A 20167-nucleotide genomic window follows, 5' to 3' on the forward strand; every position below is an offset into this window, starting at 1 on the left:
GCATGCGCCGTTTTTAGGATTGAAAGTTAACAGGTACCCACTCTGTTTACAAGCAATATTTGAGGGGAAGGCTCAGGGTCAGGTCCACCATTGCTACACGAACTGGACTGTAACCCGCAAAAATCCCGGGTCGTGCGCCATTTCCAATGCACGGGATCAAACATTCGGCCCGAACGGATCAGGCCGTGTAGAAATGGTGGACCTGACCCCGGAGTTGCTGCTAGGCGCGGCGCGCTTCCTGCACGCCGCTGACCTCGGCGATGGCGTTGAGCGCTTTTTGCAGTTGCGCGGTGGCGCCGATTTCGGCCGTGAACGTCATGCGCGCGTAGCCTTTGGCGCTTTGCGTGTTGACGCCGATGACGTTGATCTTTTCACGCGAGAAGATTTCGGAGATGTCCCGCAGCAGGCCCTGGCGGTCGCCCGCGAGGATGAAGATGTCGACCGGGTAGACCGTGTCCGAGACCGCGCGCCCCCATTCGGTGACGATCACCCGCTCCGGCGCCTTGGCGCGCATTTCGGCGAAGTTCTTGCACGTTGTGCGGTGGATCGAGACGCCCTTGCCGCGCGTGACGAAGCCGACGATGCCGTCCGGCGGCGCCGGCTTGCAACACTTGGCCAGCTGCGTCATCAAGCCGTCGGTGCCGACCACCAGCACGCCAGACTTGGCGCCCTGGTCCACGCTCGACGCCTTGCTCTTGCCCAGGACCACCGCGTCCTCGGGCTCGACCGGCTCGCCGGTGTCGTGCAGCGCGTGCTCGACATGGCGCAGGCTGAATTCATCCTTGCCCACCGACAGGAACAAATCGTCGACCTTGGCGAAGCCCAGCTTGTTGGCCAGCGCTTCCAGGTTGACCGCCGTCTTGCCTTCGCGCTGCAGCGATTTTTCCACCATCGCGCGCCCGTGCGACAAGGTTTCCTGCATGTCGATGGCGTGGAACCAGGCGCGGATCTTCGAGCGCGTGCGGGTGGCGACCGTGTATTCGTCGCTGAGCCAGTCGCGCGACGGTCCGGCCGTGCCGGGCGCGCCCTTGGCGGTGATGATTTCGCAGGTCTGGCCGTTTTTGAGCGGCGTGTTCAGCGGCACCATGACGCCGTCGACGCGGGCGCCGCGGCAGCGGTGGCCCACGTCGCTGTGCAGGTGATAGGCGAAGTCGACCGGCGTGGCGCCGACCGGCAACTCCAGCACCCGCGCCTGCGGCGTGAGCACGAAGATGCGGTCGTCCAGCGCGGCCGACTTGAGCTTCTCCACCCATTCGCGCTGCTGCTCCTCCTGCCCGACGACCGCGTCGGCGACGTCGGTTTTCCACGCCAGCAGCTGGCGCAGCCAGGCGATCTTTTCGTCGTACTTTTGTCCGGCGAAGTTGGAACCGCCCTCCTCCTTGTAGCGCCAGTGCGCGGCCACGCCGTATTCGGCGAAGCTGTGCATCTCTTGCGTGCGGATCTGCACTTCCAGCGGGCGGCCGTCCTCGGCCGTCACCACCGTGTGCAGCGACTGGTAGCCGTTCGGCTTCGGACGGGAGATGTAGTCGTCGAATTCCTTCGGGATCGGCGTCCAGATGTTGTGCACCACGCCCAGCACCGTGTAGCAGGTCTTGACGTCGGCGACGATTACGCGGAAGGCGCGCACGTCGTACAGGTCGGTGAAGTCGAGCTCCTTGCCCTTCATCTTGCTCCAGATGGAGTAGATGTGCTTGGGACGGCCGAACACCTCGGCCTGGATGCCGGCCGCCGCCATCTCCGATTGCAGCCGCGCGATGGCGTTGGTGACGAAGCCTTCGCGCATCATGCGCTTTTCTTCGAGCATCTTGGCGATGCGCTTGTACGCCTCCGGCTCGATGAAGCGGAACGACAAATCCTCCAGCTCCCACTTCAACTGCCAGATCCCCAGCCGGTTGGCCAGCGGCGCGTACAAATCGAGCGTTTCACGGCCGTAGGCGCACGTCATGTCGTTGAACAGCTTGATGTCGGCGAAGTAGCGCAAGGTCGTCACGCACGAGGCCAGCCGCACCAGCACCACGCGCATGTCGGAGGCCATCGCCAGCAACATCTTGCGCAGGGTTTCGACCTGCGCCACCGCCATCTGCGCGGCGTTGCGGCCACGCCCCACCGCCACCGGCGCCACGCCGCCATGGCCACCCGGCGCCTGCGTCAATTCACGCAAGCGTATCAGCTGGCGCACGCCGGCCACCAGGTCGCCGACCTCCTGGCCGAAACGCGGTTCGATCACCGCCGCCTGCGTGGTGTCGAGCAAGGTCAGCTCGAACATCAGCCCGGCGATGCGGGTCTCGACGTCGGTGCGCATGAACGACAAGGTGCCGGCCACGCCGATCGAGAAGTCCAGCGCCGACTGGCCGCTGGTGCTGACCAGGTCGCCATACGCGGTGCTGGCGAAGTCGAGCGCCGACAGCATGCGCGCGCTGTCGTCGGGCGTGAGCCCCTGCACCAATTGTTCCGACGTGGCGCTGGTAAGCGCGGTGATTGAAACCATGATGTTCCTAACGCTGCGCGGCGACGATGACGATCTCGACCAAAACTTCGGGATTGGCCAGCTTGGCCTCTACCGTGGCGCGCGGCGGCGTGTGGCCGCTCGGCACCCAGAGGTCGTACTCTTCGTTCATGCCCTCGAAATCGGCCATGTCGGCGATGTAGATCTGGCAGCTGAGGATGCAGGTTTTGTCGCTGCCCGATTCGGCCAGCAGGCGGTCGACGTGACCGAGCACTTCACGGGTTTGACCCTTGATATCGAGACTGGTTTCTTCGGCGATCTGGCCCGCCAGATAGACGGTGCCATTGTGTATTGCCACTTCGGACAATCGTTTGCCTACATGCAGTCGTTTGATTTCCATACTTTTTCTTCTCTACGTTGTTCCAGGTGATTCAGTGGCCAGCCCGCCTTTCAGCCGAGCAGGAATTTCCGGGCGATCGCGATCTGATCGTCATGGATGAAGGTCGGCGCGTGGCCGACATTCGGTATTTCCACCAGGGTGGCTTTCGGACCGCGCTGCGCCATCAGGGCCGCCGTCTCGCGCGTGAGCAGATCGGAATCGGCGCCGCGCACCAGCAGGGTCGGGCAAGTGATGGCGTCGTAGGCGGCCCACAGCATCGCCTCGTCGGCGCCGGCAGACTCCGGCGTGGCCGAACGGAACGGCAGCGACAGCCCCATATCGTAGTGACGCACCCACTTGCCGTCCTTATCCTGCCGCAAGACATCGGTGGCCAGTTTATGCCATTCCTGCTCGGTGTGCTGGCCGAAGGACGCCGAGACGTCGCGGACGAACTTGGCGCCATCCTCGAACGTCTCGAAGCGCAGGTCCTGGCCGATGTAGTCGCCGATGCGCTGCAGCGCCACGGGCGCCAGCACCGGGCCGATGTCGTTGAGCACCAGCTTGCGGATCGGATTGTCCGGCAGCGAGGCCAGGCCCAGGCCGATCAGGCCGCCCATCGAGGTGCCGAACCAATCGATCTTTTGCGCAGGCCCCTGGTCCAACACACGTGCCAGCAAGGTCACCATGTCGCTGACATACTGGGGAATGCGGTACAGCTGCGGATTCCTGAGCCAGTCGGAGCGCCCCCGGCCGACGACGTCCGGGCAGATCACGCGGTAGTCGGACGCCAGCGCGCGCGCCATGCTGTCGAAATCGTCGGAGACGCGGGTCACGCCGTGCACGCAGACCAGCACGTTCGGGTTGGCCTCGTCGCCCCATTCCTTATATGCCATCCGGTGCAAGCCAGCCAACGACAGGCACTGAACAGACTTTATTTTCGCTTCGAGCATGCGGCTTCCTTGATGGTTTTTATGTAATGATGTTCTGAAATACCATTTTACCGGGCGTTGCGCTTAAAATCCTACCGAAGTGTAGCGCAGCCAGCCTTTTATCTCCAACCCCGCAGAGGACACCATGACAAACAAGACTTTGAGCGGTAAAACAGCATTGGTCACCGGCTCCACGTCCGGCATCGGATTGGGCATCGCGCGCACCCTGGCGGCCGAGGGCGCCAACGTGCTGCTCAACGGTTTCGGCGACGCCGCCGAGATCGACAAATTGCAGCAGGACCTGGCCAGGGAGTTCGGCGTCCAGGTCGCCTATCACAACGCCGACATGTCCAAGCCGGCCGAGATCGAAAACATGATCGCCTTCGCCGGCGACAAGTTCGGCGGCGTCGACGTGCTGGTCAACAACGCCGGCATCCAGCATGTCGCCAACATCGAGGATTTCCCGGTGGAGAAATGGGACGCCATCATCGCCATCAACCTGACATCGGCGTTCCACACGTCGCGCCTGGTGCTGCCGCGCATGCGCGCCAACAACTGGGGCCGCATCATCAACCTGGCCTCGACCCACGGCCTGGTGGCGTCGGCCGGCAAGTCGGCCTACGTCGCCGCCAAGCACGGCCTGATCGGCCTGACCAAGGCCGGCGCGCTGGAGACGGCCAGCACCGGCGTCACCGTCAACGCCATCTGCCCCGGCTTCGTGCTCACGCCGCTGGTACAAAAACAGGTCGACGCGCGCGCCGCCAAGGACGGCATCAGCAACGACGAGGCGAAGAAGGCGCTGCTGGCCGACAAGCAGCCGTCGGGCGAATTCGTCACGCCGGAGGAGTTGGGCGCGCTGGCGGTCTTCCTGTGCGGCGACGCCGCCAAGCAGGTGCGCGGCGTGGCGTGGAACATGGACGGCGGCTGGGTCGCCCAGTAAGCGGACACGGGAGACACGGAAGACACGTAGGGCGGATTAGGCGGCACGCCGTAATCGGCCAATGCATGCGCCGTCGAAACACATGCATTGGCCGATTACGCGCTGCGCGCCAATCCGCCCTACGTGTTATCCCTCATATGGAAGAGATATCACAGCCAGTGATTTGCGGGTTTCCACAATAGTGATAACTCTCCAGTTGGGACATCATGAACTCCTCAAACGAACGCGAGGAGACCCCGTGAAAAAGCCATTCTATAAAATCCTATATATCCAGGTGTTGTTCGCCATCGCCTGCGGTATCCTGCTCGGCATCTTCCTGCCTGCCGATGCGGTCGCCATGAAACCGCTGGGCGACGGCTTCATCAAGCTGATCAAGATGATCATCGCTCCGGTGATCTTCTGTACGGTGGTCTCCGGCATCGCCGGCATGCAAGACGTCAAGAAAATCGGCCGCGTCGGCGGCAAGGCCCTGATCTACTTCGAAGTGGTCTCCACCTTCGCGCTGGCCATCGGCCTGGTCGTGGCCAACGTGCTCAAACCGGGCGCCGGCTTCAACGCCGATCCGGCCCACCTGGACGCCAAGTCGATCGCGCAATACACGCACGCCGAAGGCCTGACCACGACCGACTTCATCATGAACATCATTCCGAAGACGTTCGTGGACGCGTTCGCCAAGGGCGACATCCTGCAAGTGCTCTTGATCGCCATCCTGTTCGGCTTCTCGCTGTCGCTGCTCGGTGAGCGCGGCCGTCCGATCACCAAGCTGATCGACGAGCTCTCGCACGCCATCTTCGGCGTCGTCAACATCATCATGAAGGTGGCCCCGATCGGCGCGTTCGGCGCGATGGCGTTCACCATCGGCAAATACGGCCTGGCCTCGCTGATCCCGCTGGCAAAACTGATGGGTTCGTTCTACCTGACCTGCGGCCTGTTCGTGTTCGTCGTGCTGGGCCTGATCGCCCGCTACACCGGCTTCTCGATCTTCAAGTTCATCAAGTACATCAAGGAAGAACTGCTGATCGTGCTGGGCACCAGCTCGTCGGAAAGCGCACTGCCTTCGCTGATGACCAAACTGGAACGCCTCGGCTGCGCCAAACCGGTGGTCGGCCTGGTGGTTCCAACCGGCTACTCGTTCAACCTGGACGGCACCAACATCTACATGACGATGGCCGCGCTGTTCGTTGCCCAGGCAACCAACACCGAGCTGACCCTGATGCAGGAACTGACCATCCTGGGCGTGGCGATGCTGACCTCCAAGGGCGCCTCCGGCATCACCGGCGCCGGCTTCATCACCCTGGCCGCGACCCTGGCCGTGGTGCCGACGATCCCGGTGGCCGGCATGGCGCTGATCCTGGGCATCGACCGCTTCATGAGCGAATGCCGCGCGCTGACCAACTTCGTCGGCAACGGCGTGGCGACGGTGGTGGTGTCGGCCTGGGAAAAAGAACTGGACCGCGACAAGATGAACGCGGAACTGAACAACCCTGGCTCGACCGTGGTCGCCGTCGACACCGAAGTGAAACCAGCGATCATCGTGCCAGCGCACTAAGCCGGCATCCCGCTAGCAAAAAGCCCCGCGCAGCGATGCCCGGGGCTTTTTCTTTGCCCGGTCGCACAACGTCGGATAAAATTTTTCTTTTGTATAACTTAATAGTCCATGAGACAATTAAAGTTATCCACTAGGAATCCAAAATGAACAACACCCTACGCGCCCTCTGCTGCGCCGCCCTGTTCGCCGGCAGCGCCGCCGCCCAGGCGGCCAGCTATGTCTTCGAGTACACCATGCTCGACAACACCCACGTCACAGGCAGCTTCGACGGCACGGCCAACGGCAACCTGGTCGAAGGCATCAGCAGGCTGGCGATCGCGGTCAACGGCTTCGCCATGCCGAACAGCGGCAACCTGTACGCCTACGCCGCGGACGGCGGCTTCGTCCAGGGCGGCGCCCGGATCTCGTTCGACGGCCTGGCCACCTCGCTGCTGGCGTTCGACGGCCCCGTCACCGGCAGCTGGACCTCGAGCTTTATCATCGGCGCCTTCAACGGCGGCGCCACCGATGCCATCAACTACAACATCGCCGGCCTGCCGTTCAACGGCGAAGGCGACGGCGACTATTCGGCCGGCCGCTGGAGCCTGACGGCCGTGTCGACGGTGCCGGAGCCGGCGACCTACGCGATGCTGCTGGGCGGCCTGGCGCTGGTGGGCGCCCTCGCCCGCCGCCGCAACCCGTCGGCCTGATCCCGCACCCGGCAAAAAAATAGCACGCCGAAGCGTGCTATTTTTTTATACGACCGCGAAAACCGTCACAGCGCCGACATGTCCAGCTCGACGCCGGTGGCGGCCTGGATCTGGTCCCGGCTCACGCCCGGCGCCAGCTCGGTCACCTTGAGGCCGGCCTCGGTCACTTCCATGACACCAAGATCGGTGACGATCAGGTCGACCACGCCCACGCCGGTCAGCGGCAAGTCGCATTTTTTCAGCAGCTTGTGCGACGTCGTGCCGTCCTTGGCGGTGGCGACGTGCTCCATCAGCACCACCACCCGCTTGACGCCGGCCACCAGGTCCATCGCGCCGCCCATGCCCTTGACCATTTTGCCCGGAATCATCCAGTTGGCCAGGTCGCCGCGCTCCGACACCTGCATCGCGCCCAGGATGGCCAGGTTGATCTTGCCGCCCCGGATCATGCCGAACGAATCAGCCGAGCTGAAGTAGGCCGCGCCCGGCAGCGCCGTCACGGTTTGCTTGCCGGCGTTGATCAGGTCGGCGTCGATTTCGTCCTCGGTCGGGAACGGGCCGATGCCCAGCAGGCCGTTCTCCGACTGCAAATACACGTCCATACCGGGCGGCACGTAGTTGGCCACCAGGGTGGGCAAACCGATGCCCAGGTTGACGTAAAAACCGTCCTGCAATTCCTTCGCCGCGCGCGCGGCCATTTCGTCACGTGTCCATGCCATGATAGTTGTCTCCGATGTTCTTAGTTGGCGCGCACGGTGCGCTGCTCGATGCGTTTTTCCGGCGTCGCGTTGACGACGATGCGGTGCACGAAAATGCTCGGCAGGTGCACGGCGTCCGGATCGATCTCGCCGATCTCGACCAGGTGCTCCACTTCGACGATGGTGATCTTGCCGGCCATCGCCGCGTTCGGGTTGAAGTTGCGGGCGGTCTTGCGGAACACCAGGTTGCCGGCCTTGTCGGCCTTCCATGCCTTGACCAGCGCCACGTCGGCCACCAGGCTGCGTTCCATCACGTACTGCTCGCCGTCGAATTCGCGGATTTCCTTGCCGTCGGCGACGATGGTGCCGACGCCGGTCTTGGTGAAGAAGGCGGGAATGCCGGCGCCGCCGGCGCGCAGCTTCTCGGCCAAGGTGCCTTGCGGCGTGAACTCCAGTTCCAGCTCGCCTGCCAGGTACTGGCGCGCGAACTCCTTGTTTTCCCCGACGTAGGATGCGATCATCTTCTTGATCTGGCGCGTTTCGAGCAGCTGGCCCAGGCCGAAGCCGTCGACGCCGGCGTTGTTGGAGATGGCGGTCAAGCCGGTCACGCCGGAATCGCGCAACGCGCCGATCAGCGCTTCGGGTATGCCGCACAAACCGAAGCCGCCCACGGCGATCGTTTGACCGTTTTGAACGACGCCCGCCAACGCTGCGGCGGCATCCGGATAGATTTTGTTCATGTTGTCCCTTAACTCTTGTATTTAAGTGGTGCTGGTCTTATTTATCGAAGTCGGTTGTTCGTGCTTTGTTGCTAAATCAGTTGATAACATTGTTAACTGCGCTACCAATGCGGCGTCTCAGCATAGAATACGCTCTCCAAAAGCACAATACCGTAGAACTACCTGCCACTTTCACCATGAACGCCGCCCCCGTCATCGATTACGAATCCATTTTCCTGCACGCGCCGGTCGGCATGTGCATCTCGGAAAATCGCGTCATCCAGCGCTGCAACGACGCGCTGGCGTCGATGTTCGGCTATACCCGCGCCCAGCTCGAAGGCTTGTCCTTCCTGGCGCTGTATCCGACGATGGACGAGTTCCTGCGCACCGGCGACCGCATCATTCCGATCATGAACGCCAAGGGCCGCTACTCGGACGAACGCATCATGCGCCGCGCCAGTGGCGAACTGTTCTGGTGCCACGTCACCGGCCATTCGATGAAGGCCCAGGAGCCGCTCGGCCCCGGCATCTGGACCTTCGAGGACGTCAGCGAAAAACGTCCCGTCACCGCCGAGCTGACCCCGCGCGAGCGGGAGATCGCCGCCCTGCTGGTCGAAGGCAAGACCAGCAAAAGCATCGCCCGCCAGATCGACCTCAGCCCGCGCACGGTGGAAATGCACCGCGCCAAGCTGATGCGCAAGTTCTCGGCCTCGACCTCCTCGGAACTGGTGCACAAGCTGGTCGGCATCCAGCTCTAGCGGGTCCCCGCTTGTCACATCGCGGTCATGCCATCGTCGGCCGAGATGATGGCGCCGTTGATGAAGTTCGAATCCTCCCCAGCCAACAGCAACAGCAAACCATCGAGATCCTCCGGCGTGCCGGGACGCTTGCGCGGCAGCATGTTGATCAGCTTTTGCCCCTGCTCGCTGGCGAAATAGTCCTCGTTGATCTCGGTCGAGATGTAGCCGGGACAAATGGCGTTGGTGTTGATGCCGTACTTGCCCCACTCCACCGCCATCGCCTTGGTCATCTGCACCACGCCGGCCTTGCTCATGCAATAGACGCCGATCTGCGGCAGCACGCGCAAGCCCGCCACCGAGGCGATGTTGATGATGCGGTGCTTCTTGCTCGGGTCGCCCTTGGCGCGCGCGATCATGCGCTTGGCGGTCTGCTGCGCGACAAAAAAAGCGCCGCGCAAGTTGGTGTCCATCACGAAGGCATAGTCCTCGGGCGTGACATCGACCAGCCGCTGCGTGGTCGACACGCCGGAGTTGTTGACCAGGATGTCGATCGGCCCGGCCTCCGTCTCGGCGTGGGCGATGGCCGACTTGATGCTGGCGAAGTCGGTCACGTCCAGGCTGACCACGTGCGCGGCGCCGCCGTCGGCCTCGATCTCGGCGCGCAGCTCCTTGAGCCGCTCGGTGCGGCGCGAGGCCAGCACCACCTGGGCGCCGGCCTGGGCCAGCACTTTGGCGAACCGGGCTCCCAGACCGCTGGAGGCGCCGGTGATCAGCGCGATTTTTCCCTCAAAGTTGACTTCTATGCCCACGAGCTACTCCTAGATTTATTGGTGACGAATTCCTGATAGCCGGGTCTAACCCGGGTCTAACCCTAATGCCGCCAAGTTAAGTGATGTTCGTAGGGCGGATTAGGCGGAACGCCGTAATCGGCCATGAGCCGCCGACGGAGCATGGCCGATTACGCTGCGCTAATCCGCCCTACGTGATTTAGATGAACGCTTCACTTAGCGGCATTAGGGTCCAACCCCGGGGGTTCGCCCCGGCTGTCGAAACGTAATCATTACACAAATCGCCAGTATTAGATTGCGGTGTCTAATAATGTCCCTCAAAATGGCGCCAAAGTTGCATTCGGACGGAAAAAGAAGCACACTCGTGCTAAAATTTTCCCCATCACGCAGCCCCCTCTTAAAACCACTATAAAAAAGACCATGACACAGCCTCAAAATCTCGTAGAACAGTACGGCCCGCGCGACGCGATGGAGTACGACGTCGTCATCGTCGGCGGCGGCCCCGCCGGCTTGTCGGCGGCGATCCGCATCAAGCAGCTGGCGGCCGACAAGGGCCGGGAAGTCTCGGTCGTCGTGCTGGAAAAAGGCGGCGAGCTGGGCGCCCACATCCTGTCGGGCGCCGTCATGGACCCGAAGGCGCTGACCGAGCTGATCCCCGACTGGAAGGAAAAAGGCGCGCCGCTCAACACCGCCGTCACCGAGGACCGCGTGCTGTTCCTGACCGAAACCAAGTCCTTCAAGACGCCCGGCTTCGCGCTGCCGGCCTGCTTTGAAAACCATGGCAACTACGTCATCTCGCTGGGCAACGTGGTGCGCTGGCTGGGCCAGCAGGCCGAGGCGCTGGGCGTCGAGATCTTCCCCGGCTTTCCCGCCGCCGAGATCCTGTACAACGACGACGGTTCCGTCAAGGGCGTCGCCACCGGCAACATGGGCGTCAAGCGCGACGGCGAGGCCGGCTCGGACTTCCAGCTGGGCATGGAGCTGCACGGCAAATACACCTTGTTCGCCGAGGGTTCGCGCGGCCACCTGGGCAAGCAGCTGATGGCCAAGTACGACCTCAACAAAGGCAAGGACCCGCAATCGTACGGCATCGGCCTCAAGGAACTGTGGGAAATCGATCCGGCCAAGCACCAGCCCGGCCTGGTGGTGCACACCACCGGCTGGCCGCTGGACAACAAAACCTACGGCGGCTCCTTCCTGTACCACCTGGAGAACAACCAGGTCGTGGTCGGCTATGTGGTCGGCCTGAACTACGAGAACCCCTACCTGTCGCCGTACGAGGAATTCCAGCGCTACAAGACCCACCCGGCCATCAAGCCGTTCTTCGAGGGCGCCAAGCGCATCTCCTACGGCGCCCGCGCGATCACCGCCGGCGGTTTGCAATCCTTGCCGAAACTGGTGTTCCCGGGCGGCGCGCTGATCGGCTGCGACGCCGGCTTCCTCAATATGAGCCGCATCAAGGGCAGCCACGCGGCCATCAAGACCGGCATGCTGGCGGCGGAGGCCGCGTTCGAGGCGCTGGGCGCCGGCCGCCAGCACGACGAGCTGGCCGCCTTCCCGGCCGCGTTCGAACAATCGTGGCTGCACGAGGAGCTGCACGTGGCGCGCAACGTCAAGCCATGGCTCAACAAGGGCCTGGTGCTGGGCTCGCTGATGACGGGCATCGACCAGATAGTCTTCCGCGGCAAGGCGCCGTGGACCCTGCACCATACCCACGCCGACCACGAATGCCTGAAGCCGGCCTCGCAGTTCGCGCCCATCGCCTACCCCAAGCCGGACGGCAAGCTGACCTTCGACCGCCTGTCGTCGGTGTTCATCTCCAACACCAACCATGCCGAGGACCAGCCGATCCACCTGACGTTGAAGAACGCTAGCGTGCCGGTCGACGTCAACCTGGCGCAGTACGCCGGGCCGGAGGCGCGCTACTGTCCGGCCGGGGTCTACGAGTTCGTTAAAACCGACGCCGGCGCCGACCGCCTGCAGATCAACGCGCAAAACTGCGTCCACTGTAAAACCTGCGATATCAAGGACCCGACCCAGAACATCGTCTGGGTGACGCCGGAGGGTGGCGGCGGGCCGAACTATCCGAATATGTAAAAAAGCAACAATATCCACGCAGCACGGCCTTCGGACCGTGCTGTTTTTTTATGCGGGGCGCGATTTAGCGGGACTGCCGGCAGGAAACGGAAGATAATTGACTGGTGGAAAAACAGCGGAGGGCGGCGGTTTCGCTGGGGCGAAGTCACTGTTACATATTTTTTTTAAGAAATTTCCACAAAGCATTTAATGTCCTTCCAAGTACGGTCGTCTTGTACTTGGGAGAGCGCAAAATACCGACGCTCCGAACTGAATCCACCTACCAGGAGTATTTCCATGCTGAGCCTTCACACCAACTCTTCCGCCCTTTCGGCACAAAACTCGATCTCGCGCACCCAGTCGTCGCTGTCGACCTCGCAGACCCGCCTGAGCACCGGCTTCCGTGTCAACTCGGCGATGGACGATGCTGCAGGCCTGCAGATTGCAACCCGCCTGAAAGCCCAATCGAGCGGTATGGCCATGGCCATGCGCAACACCCAGAATTCGATCTCGATGCTGCAAACGGCCGAAGGCGCGTTTGACGAAGTCACCAACATGCTGATCCGCATGAAAGATCTGGCCACCCAGGCAGCCGACGCCTCGTCGACCGCAAAAGACCAGGCCGCACTGCAGTCCGAGTTCGACGCGCTGGGTAGCGAATTGAACAACGTGATGAAAAACAGCACCTTCGGCGGCGCCAAGCTGATGGACGGCGGCACCATTGCAGCGTCGATGACGTTCCAGATCGGCGCCACCAAGTCCGAGCAAATGACGATCGACCTGTCGACCGCCATGACCGCCCTGACCGGCACCGCCCTGACCGCTGTTTCCGCACGCTACGCCGCCGGCGGCGCCGCTGTCGGCACCGAAATCTCGGACGGCACCGACGGTACCGCCTCGGCCAGCAACGCAGCCGGTCAAACCGCCGCCAACAACACCATCGACACGATCAGCACCGCAATCGACCAGGTCGGCGGCATCCGTTCGTCGCTGGGCGCGGCCTCCAACCGTCTGGACCACATCTATAACAACCTGTCCAACATTTCGAGCAACACGAAAGCCGCAACTGGCCGTATCATGGACACCGACTTCGCGACCGAATCGTCGAACATGACTTCCAGCCAGATGCTGCTGCAAGCCGGCACCGCGATGCTGAAGCAGTCGAACAGCACGTCGTCCCTGGTTATGTCCTTGCTGCAATAATCGTAGCTTTTCCGTCCCGCGCGCGGGACGGGAAAACAAGGAGCCAACCGGAGTTTTCGGTTGGCTTTTTTTTCACCGGATCGTATCAGCCACATTAAAGAGCGAGCCTGATGGCCGTAGACCGCGTCGGCGCCACGTTGCGCCCCTTGAGCATCCCAGATCGGCAGGCCGGACAGCCGGGCCCGTCCGTGCGCGGGCCGATCGACGCGCGCGACAGCAACGCCCCCTACCCGGTCACGCCGCTGGCCCCGGCCGGGCCGGCCCGCGTCGGCGCGCTGTTCGACGGCCCCGACGCCCAGCCGCTGCCGCAGTCCGGGCTCGACGCCCTGGCCGCCGCGCTCAACAATCTGGCCGACACAGCCGAACCGTCGGCGATGCGGCCCAACCAGGTCTTCCTGTCGCGCCAGCTGGTCTGGCAACCGCCGGACACGGCCATGATGGCCGGCTCGTGGCAAACCATGGTGCGCGCCTACGGCGAGCAGCGCGCGGCCTGGCTGGAACAGGCCAGCGGCCAGCACGTTCCGTCGAGCCTGTTCATGGCCGACCACACGCCGTCGGCGCTGCGCGAGGGCCGCCCCGGCCTGCCGCTGGTGACGGAAATGGAACCGTGGCGCTTCGCCGTGTTCGCCTGGGGCGCCGAACGGCTGGTGCTGCGCGTGGTCGTCAACGACGACGAGGAACCCGAGCGCCAGCGCCGCAAGCGCTCGCGCGTGGCACTGCGGCTCGAACTGATGCTGCCCGGCCTGGGCCGGGTCGTCATCCAGATGGAACCGGCGGCCGGCAACGGCGTCATCATGGAAGTGGGCGCGGCGCACACCTCGGCCATGCAGCACATGCGGGAAATCCTGCCGCATCTGGCGGCGATGGTGGGCCGCTGCGGCCTGACGATATTGCGCTGCCGCCTGCGGCGCGAACTGCCGCCGACCAGCAGCGAGCACCCCTACCCCACCCGCGCGCACACGGCGGCGCTGACGCCGGCCGTCTTCAAGGCCATGGCCGAAATGGCGGTCATGCTGTCGCAGCCGCTGCCGCCGGACGACGTTTTTGCGGAAACCGCATGATAAACTCGCGCGCATGAGCGTAAAAGACATCGAACACGATCCCGCCCGGGCGGCGCCGGAAGCGGTCGGCTTCGGCGCCGCTTTTCTGTATTGGCTCAAGCTCGGCTTCATCAGCTTCGGCGGACCGGCCGGCCAGATCGCCATCATGCACCAGGAGCTGGTCGAGCGGCGCCGCTGGATCTCGGAGCAGCGCTTCCTGCACGCGCTCAACTACTGCATGGTGCTGCCCGGTCCCGAGGCGCAGCAACTGGCGATCTACATCGGCTGGCTGATGCACCGCACCCGGGGCGGCATCGCCGCCGGCGTGCTGTTCGTGCTGCCGTCGCTGTTCATCCTGATCGGCCTGTCCTGGATGTACATGGCCTATGGCCACACGCCGGCCGTGTCCGGCCTGTTCTACGGCATCAAACCGGCCGTCACCGCGCTGGTGTTGCACGCCGCCTGGCGGGTCGGCTCGCGCACCCTGAAAAACGGCTGGCTGTGGGCCATCGCCACGGCCGCCTTCCTGGCCATCTTCCTGCTGGCGATCCCGTTCCCGCTGATCGTGCTGGCCGCCGGCCTGGCCGGCTACCTGGGCGGGCGCTACGCGCCGCAACGTTTCAACGGCACGGGCGGCCACGGCAAGGCCGCCGCGACCCTCGGCCCGGCGCTGATCGACGACCACACGCCGACGCCCGCCCACGCGCAGTTCAGCTGGCGGCGCTTCCGCAACGTGCTGCTGGCGCACCTGGCCCTGTGGCTGGGCGGCATGGGCGCCTTGATCGCCCTGTTCGGCACCGACGCCGTGCTCACGCGCATGGCCTGGTTCTTCACCAAGGCCGCGCTGCTGACCTTCGGCGGCGCCTACGCGGTGCTGCCGTACGTGTTCCAGGGCGCGGTCGAGCACTACCAATGGCTCAGCGCGGCGCAGATGATCGACGGCCTGGCGCTGGGCGAGACCACGCCGGGGCCGCTGATCATGGTGGTGTCGTATGTGGGCTTCGCCGGCGGCTGGAACACGGCCATCTTCGGCGGCGACGCGCTGTTGCTGTCGGGCGCGGTGGCGGCGGCGGTGGTCACCTGGTTCACCTTCCTGCCGTCGTTCCTGTTCATCCTGCTGGGCGGCCCGTTCATCGAATCGACGCACGGCAACCTCAAATTCACCGCGCCGCTGACCGGCATCACCGCCGCCGTGGTCGGCGTCATCGTCAACCTGGCGCTGTTCTTCGCCTGGCACACCTTGTGGCCGAGCGGTTGGAGCGGCGCCTTCGAATGGCCCGCCGCGCTGATCGGGCTGGCGGCCGGCGTGGCACTGTTCCGCTACAAGCGCGGCGTGATCCAGGTCGTGGTAGCCTGCGGACTGGCCGGCCTGGCCTGGACGCTTTTCGTCAAATGAGGACTATGAGAGCTTACATTTACCCCGTTTACATTTATCCCGCGCTGCTGCTGGCCGCCCTTGGTGGCTGCGCCCTGCGGACACCGGCGCCGACGCCGGTGCATGTCTGGGAAAGTCCGGCGGCCGAATATCCGGCGATCTGCATGGTGATGCGATCGGACGGCTCGCTCGCATTCAAGGGCGGTTTCCAGTTCTACCAGCCGGGCAAATGGCGGCAGGACGGAGCCACCGGGATGCTGACGGTGACCCTGGGCGGCAACGCCGACTTCCCGTCCGACATCGCCAAGGTACAGCTGCGCAGCAAGATCGGCGCGCTGGCGGCATACAACGAACAGCGGCGCGAGCTGACCTACAAGGTCGGCGCGGCGACGCAGTTCATCGCGCTGGGGAATTTTTACTTCTACCGCAAGGACGCTTGCAGCGCCACGTGACCTGATCCGGCACCCGCTGGCTGTGACGCATGCGTGGCGGATTACGCTACGCTAATCCGCCAAGCTCCGCCAGCGGCACATGACCAACCACGCACCAGCCCGTGTAGCAATGGTGGACCTGACCCCGGATCAGCCAACGGTGCCGATGATGCTCACTTCGCGGTTTTCGGGGATCTCGTTGTACGACAGCACGTGCAGGCCGGGCGCGAACAGGCGCGCGTAGCGCGCCAGCAATGGCCGGATCTGCGGCAGCACCAGCAACAGCGGCGGCGTGGCCTGCTGCTTCATCTGCTCGCGCGCCACCGGCATGTTGACCTGCAGCTGCGCCAGCAGGTGCGGGTCGATCGGGTAGTTGTCCAGCACCACCTTGCCGCCCTGGCGCGCCTGGTTCAACGAACCGAGCAACATGTTCTCCAGGTCGCCACCGAGGTTGAACGCCAGCATCTCGGTCTTTTGCCCGAACAAGCCGGTGACGATCTGGCGCCGCAGCGCGCAACGCACCTCGGCCGCCAGCAGGATCGGGTCCTTGGTGGTCTCCGAGCTGTCGACCAGGGTGGTGGCGATCGGCACGATATCCTTCAACGACACGTTCTCGGCCAGCAGCACGCGGAACACGCGCAGCATCTGCGTGTGCGTCAGCGCCTTGTCGAGCGAGGCGGCCAGCTTGGGCGACAAGGCCGTCAACCGGTCCATCAGCGCCGGCACGTCCTCGTGGCGGAACAGCTCGGGCAGGTATTCGCGGATCAGCTTGGACAAGTGGGTGGCGATCGCGCTCGGCGCCTCCACCACCTGGTAGCCCAGCCCCAGCGCGTTGGCCTTCTCGCTGGTTTCGATCCACGTCACCGGCATGCCGTAGGCCGGCTCGATGCCGGGGATGCCGTCGATCTGGCCGTAGACGTTGGGCGACGGGATCGCCATCAGGCGGTCGGCGAACACCTCCGCCTGGGCCACCACGCTGCCCGAGAGCATCACCGAATACTGCGACGGCTTGAGACCGAGGTCGTCGCGCACGACGATGGGCGGCAGCAGCAGGCCCATCGATTCGGACAGGCTCTGGCGCACGCCGCGCACCCGCTTGGTCAGCGGCTCGCCGTGGGTCTTGTCGATCAGGCTGACGAGCTTGTAGCCCAGCGCGACCTGCAACTGCTGCACCGCCGGCAGGCTGTGCCAATCGAGCTCGGGCGCGCGGTCGTCGCGCAGCGCCGCCTCGATGGCGTCGATGCCGGAGGTGTCCGGCGCCTTGACCACCTGCCCCAGCTTCCAGCCGACATAGGCCAGCACCAGCGCGAACGGCGTGAACATCTGCCACGGCATGCCCGGCACCACGGCCAGGATGAGCATCATGCCGGCGGCGCTGAACATCACCTGCGGCGACGTCAGCACCTGGTCGCCGACCTGCTTCTCGAAGTCGCCCGAGTCGGAGATGCGGGTCACCAGGATGGCCGAGGCGGCCGACAGCAGCAGCGCCGGGATCTGCGCCACCAGGCCGTCACCGATGGTCAGCAGCGCGTATTGCTTGAAGGCGTCGCCGAACGACATGTCCTGCATGATCGAGCCGATCGCCACGCCGCCGACCATGTTGATGATCAGGATCAGGATACTGGCGACGGCGTCGCCGCGCACGAACTTGGAGGCGCCGTCCATGGCGCCGTAGAAGTCGGCCTCGGCGGCGACGTCCTTGCGCCGCGCCTGGGCCTTCTCCTGGTTGATCAGGCCGGCGTTGAGGTCGGCGTCGATCGCCATCTGCTTGCCCGGCAAGGCGTCCAGGGTGAAACGCGCGGACACCTCGGAGATGCGCTCGGCGCCCTTGGTCACCACCATGAAGTTGATGATCATCAGGATCACGAACACCACGATACCGACCACGTAGTTGCCGCCGATGACGACCTCGCCGAAGGCCTCGATCACCTCGCCGGCCGCCGCCGTGCCCTCGTGGCCGTGCAGCAGCACCACCCGGGTCGAGGCCACGTTCAACGTCAGCCTGAGCATGGTGGTGGCCAGGATCACCGTCGGGAACACCGAGAAGTCCAGCGGCCGCTTGGCCGAGACGGCCACCATGATGACGATCAGGGCCAGCACGATGTTGAACGTGAACATCACGTCCAGCAGGATCGGCGGCAACGGCAGGATGATCATCGCCAGGATCACCAACAGGAATATCGGTGTGGCGAACTTGTGGCGACGCGCTTCGGCGATCAACCGCTGGAATAAATTCATGACTGCTTAACCTCGCTCATGGATGTTGGTACGACGACTTCGTTCGGATACGCCGGCTCGGCGGCGCGCCGCCCGGTACGGAATGCCTTCAGCTGCAGCACATAGTTCAGCACCTGCGAGACCGCCTGGTACAGCTGCACCGGGATCTGCTGGTTGACCTGGCTGGTGTTGTAGATGGCGCGCGCCAGCGGCGCCAGCTCCATCACTTCGATCTTGTGTTCGGTGGCGATCTGGCGGATGTAGAGCGCCATCTCGTCGACGCCCTTGGCCACCACGTACGGCGCCTCGGCGCGGTCGTGGTCGTACTTCAGGGCGACCGCGTAGTGTTCCGGGTTGACGATGACGACGTCGGCGCTGGGCACGGTCTTGCGGGCGCTGTTGCGCGCCAGCGCGCGCTGCAGCTGGCGGATCCGGCCCTTCACTTCCGGCCGGCCCTCGGTCGACTTGTGCTCCTCCTTCTGGTCCTGCTTGCTCATGCGCTGCTGCTTGGCGAAGAAGAAGGCCTGCGCCGGCACGTCGATCAGCGCGAAGATGACGAACACGGCGATCAGCGCCATCAGGCTGTCGAGCATCAGGTTCGAGCCGTTCATCATCGCCTGCCCCATCGGCATGTGCTGCAGTTGCGTGTAGTCGCGCACGGTCGAACGGGCCACGTGGATGAGCACGGCGATCAGCACGCCGGCCTTGGCGATCGACACCAGCAGCTCGAAGCCGTGCTTGGCGCCGAACAGCCGGCCCAGGTTGGCGGCGGGACTGAGGCGGCTCAGCTTGGGCGCCCAGTGCTTGGTGGTCATCACCCAGCCGCCCGGCACCATCGCCCCCAGCACGATGAACAGCGGCACCACGAACAGCGGCAGCACCATCTTGATGAACAGCAGCATGGCGCTGCCGAACACGGTCGACATCGCGTTGTCGATCGACCCGACGCTGTCGAACGGCGCGAAGCTCTGGTGGAAGATCTCGTTGAAGTCCGCCATGTAGTTCGGCAGCAGGTAGACGAACAGCTTCAGGCTCACCAGGATGCCGATGGCCGTCGACAGGTCGCGCGAGCGGACCACCTGCCCTTCGTCGCGCGACTTCTTGAGCTTCTGTTGGGAAGCCTTTTCTGTCTTGTCGCCGGTGCTGTTCTCAGCCATTGGCGGCCACCTGCATCTGCTGGCGGATCAGTTCCAGCACCTGGTTGGTCATGCGCACGTAGTGCTCGGGAATGAAGCGCACCACCTCGGCCAGCATCAGCAGGCCGAAGATGGTGATCACCGAAAAGCCCAGCGCGAACAGGTTCAGGCTGGGCGCGACGCGGTTGAGGAAGCCGAAGCCGAGCTGCACCACCAGGGTCGAAAACACGATCGGGATCGCCAGCAGCATCGCCGCCGAGAAGATCCAGGCGACGTTGTAGGCCACGGCGTTGAGCAGCATCGGCGAATAGCCCTGCCCCAGCGGCCAGGCGCGGAAACTCTGGCCGATGATGTTGGAGATCACCAGGTGGCCGTCGATGGCGAAGAACACGATGATCGACAGCACCGACAGCAGCGCCGACACCACGTCCGACGACTGGCCGTTCATCGGATCGTTCATGACCGCCATCGAAAAGCCCATCTGCGACGACACCATGAAGCCGAGCACGCCGATGACCGACATGGCGAAGTGGAACGCCAGCCCGAGCACGAAGCCGATCAGCGCCTGCTCGATGGTGGCGACCACGCCGTGCATCGAGAACGGGTCGATGTCGTAGCCGCCCACGCCGCCCGTGGCCGGCAGCATCAGCACCGCCAGCACCAGCGCGATCAGGATGCGCACCGTCACCGGCGTGACCGCCTCGCCCAGCACCGGGGCGCCGATGAACATCGCCAGGATGCGGCAGAACGGCCACCAGATGGCGGTGAGCATCGGCAGCAGCTGGGCCAGGACCGGTTCCATGTCGGGGTTGTCG

Annotated in this window: 18 protein-coding genes; 9 read left to right on the plus strand and 9 right to left on the minus strand. The window is 64.2% G+C overall.

Annotated elements, in window-relative coordinates; genetic code table 11:
• Nucleotides 1-220 precede the first annotated feature (220 nt).
• Genes AC07P1_RS18860 through AC07P1_RS18870 form a run of 3 tightly spaced genes read right to left on the minus strand, consistent with a single transcriptional unit; the run spans nucleotide 221 to nucleotide 3775 of the window.
• Nucleotides 221-2488, minus strand: coding sequence for a RelA/SpoT family protein (locus AC07P1_RS18860; protein WP_494697255.1), 2268 nt, complete (start codon nucleotides 2486-2488; stop codon nucleotides 221-223).
• A gap of 7 nt (nucleotides 2489-2495) precedes the next feature.
• A complete protein-coding gene (locus AC07P1_RS18865; RefSeq protein ID WP_494697256.1) occupies nucleotides 2496-2846 on the minus strand; it encodes a RidA family protein in 351 nt (116 codons plus the stop codon).
• Between the two features lie 50 nt (nucleotides 2847-2896).
• Nucleotides 2897-3775, minus strand: coding sequence for an alpha/beta fold hydrolase (locus tag AC07P1_RS18870; RefSeq protein WP_494697257.1), 879 nt, complete (start codon nucleotides 3773-3775; stop codon nucleotides 2897-2899).
• Nucleotides 3776-3899: 124 nt separating this feature from the next.
• Between AC07P1_RS18870 and AC07P1_RS18875 the strand changes: the two genes are divergently transcribed.
• The 3 genes from AC07P1_RS18875 (at nucleotide 3900) to AC07P1_RS18885 (ending at nucleotide 6932) form a co-directional block, all read left to right on the plus strand.
• On the plus strand, nucleotides 3900-4694 hold the full coding sequence (locus AC07P1_RS18875; RefSeq protein ID WP_494697258.1) for a 3-hydroxybutyrate dehydrogenase: 795 nt from the start codon (nucleotides 3900-3902) through the stop codon (nucleotides 4692-4694).
• A 238-nt stretch (nucleotides 4695-4932) separates the two neighbouring features.
• Nucleotides 4933-6243: a dicarboxylate/amino acid:cation symporter gene (locus AC07P1_RS18880; protein WP_494697259.1), complete on the plus strand. Its 1311-nt coding sequence runs from the start codon at nucleotides 4933-4935 to the stop codon at nucleotides 6241-6243.
• A 143-nt stretch (nucleotides 6244-6386) separates the two neighbouring features.
• Nucleotides 6387-6932, plus strand: a complete 546-nt coding sequence (locus AC07P1_RS18885; protein ID WP_494697260.1) for a PEPxxWA-CTERM sorting domain-containing protein — start codon at nucleotides 6387-6389, stop codon at nucleotides 6930-6932.
• 65 nt (nucleotides 6933-6997) lie between these two features.
• Here AC07P1_RS18885 and AC07P1_RS18890 read toward each other — a convergent pair whose 3' ends face one another.
• Entirely contained in the window at nucleotides 6998-7648 is a 651-nt protein-coding gene (locus AC07P1_RS18890) for a CoA transferase subunit B (protein ID WP_494697261.1), read from the minus strand.
• A 20-nt stretch (nucleotides 7649-7668) separates the two neighbouring features.
• On the minus strand, nucleotides 7669-8367 hold the full coding sequence (locus tag AC07P1_RS18895; protein ID WP_209714198.1) for a CoA transferase subunit A: 699 nt from the start codon (nucleotides 8365-8367) through the stop codon (nucleotides 7669-7671).
• Nucleotides 8368-8543: 176 nt separating this feature from the next.
• Between AC07P1_RS18895 and AC07P1_RS18900 the strand changes: the two genes are divergently transcribed.
• Nucleotides 8544-9104: a LuxR C-terminal-related transcriptional regulator gene (locus AC07P1_RS18900; protein ID WP_494697262.1), complete on the plus strand. Its 561-nt coding sequence runs from the start codon at nucleotides 8544-8546 to the stop codon at nucleotides 9102-9104.
• Nucleotides 9105-9118: 14 nt separating this feature from the next.
• Here the strand turns inward: AC07P1_RS18900 and AC07P1_RS18905 are convergent, their stop codons facing one another.
• Nucleotides 9119-9895 carry an SDR family oxidoreductase gene (locus AC07P1_RS18905; protein WP_090313962.1) on the minus strand — a complete coding sequence of 259 codons (777 nt, stop codon included), beginning with the start codon at nucleotides 9893-9895 and terminating at the stop codon, nucleotides 9119-9121.
• Between the two features lie 399 nt (nucleotides 9896-10294).
• On the opposite strand from AC07P1_RS18905, the gene AC07P1_RS18910 reads away from it, so the two are divergent.
• From AC07P1_RS18910 to AC07P1_RS18930, 5 genes are all read left to right on the plus strand, one after another.
• On the plus strand, nucleotides 10295-11971 hold the full coding sequence (locus AC07P1_RS18910; protein WP_494697263.1) for an electron transfer flavoprotein-ubiquinone oxidoreductase: 1677 nt from the start codon (nucleotides 10295-10297) through the stop codon (nucleotides 11969-11971).
• A gap of 276 nt (nucleotides 11972-12247) precedes the next feature.
• The gene (locus AC07P1_RS18915; RefSeq protein WP_494697264.1) at nucleotides 12248-13153 is read left to right on the plus strand and encodes a flagellin N-terminal helical domain-containing protein; all 906 of its coding nucleotides are present in this window, start codon (nucleotides 12248-12250) and stop codon (nucleotides 13151-13153) included.
• A gap of 110 nt (nucleotides 13154-13263) precedes the next feature.
• Nucleotides 13264-14214, plus strand: a complete 951-nt coding sequence (locus tag AC07P1_RS18920; RefSeq protein WP_494697265.1) for a hypothetical protein — start codon at nucleotides 13264-13266, stop codon at nucleotides 14212-14214.
• Nucleotides 14215-14227: 13 nt separating this feature from the next.
• On the plus strand, nucleotides 14228-15589 hold the full coding sequence (chrA, locus tag AC07P1_RS18925; RefSeq protein ID WP_494697266.1) for a chromate efflux transporter: 1362 nt from the start codon (nucleotides 14228-14230) through the stop codon (nucleotides 15587-15589).
• A gap of 5 nt (nucleotides 15590-15594) precedes the next feature.
• Complete coding sequence (locus AC07P1_RS18930) at nucleotides 15595-16020, plus strand: hypothetical protein (RefSeq protein ID WP_494697267.1); 426 nt, start codon at nucleotides 15595-15597, stop codon at nucleotides 16018-16020.
• Nucleotides 16021-16149: 129 nt separating this feature from the next.
• Here AC07P1_RS18930 and AC07P1_RS18935 read toward each other — a convergent pair whose 3' ends face one another.
• Genes AC07P1_RS18935 through AC07P1_RS18945 form a run of 3 tightly spaced genes read right to left on the minus strand, consistent with a single transcriptional unit; the run spans nucleotide 16150 to nucleotide 20154 of the window.
• Nucleotides 16150-18237, minus strand: a complete 2088-nt coding sequence (locus AC07P1_RS18935) for a flagellar biosynthesis protein FlhA (protein WP_494697268.1) — start codon at nucleotides 18235-18237, stop codon at nucleotides 16150-16152.
• Nucleotides 18234-19373, minus strand: a complete 1140-nt coding sequence (locus AC07P1_RS18940; RefSeq protein WP_494697269.1) for an EscU/YscU/HrcU family type III secretion system export apparatus switch protein — start codon at nucleotides 19371-19373, stop codon at nucleotides 18234-18236. The genes AC07P1_RS18935 and AC07P1_RS18940 overlap by 4 nt, the downstream gene beginning before the upstream one ends.
• Nucleotides 19366-20154, minus strand: a complete 789-nt coding sequence (locus AC07P1_RS18945; protein WP_494697270.1) for a flagellar biosynthetic protein FliR — start codon at nucleotides 20152-20154, stop codon at nucleotides 19366-19368. Before AC07P1_RS18945 ends, AC07P1_RS18940 begins: the two co-directional genes overlap by 8 nt.
• Nucleotides 20155-20167 lie beyond the last annotated feature (13 nt).

Source organism: Duganella sp. GW821-FHT07F09 (assembly GCF_059418705.1).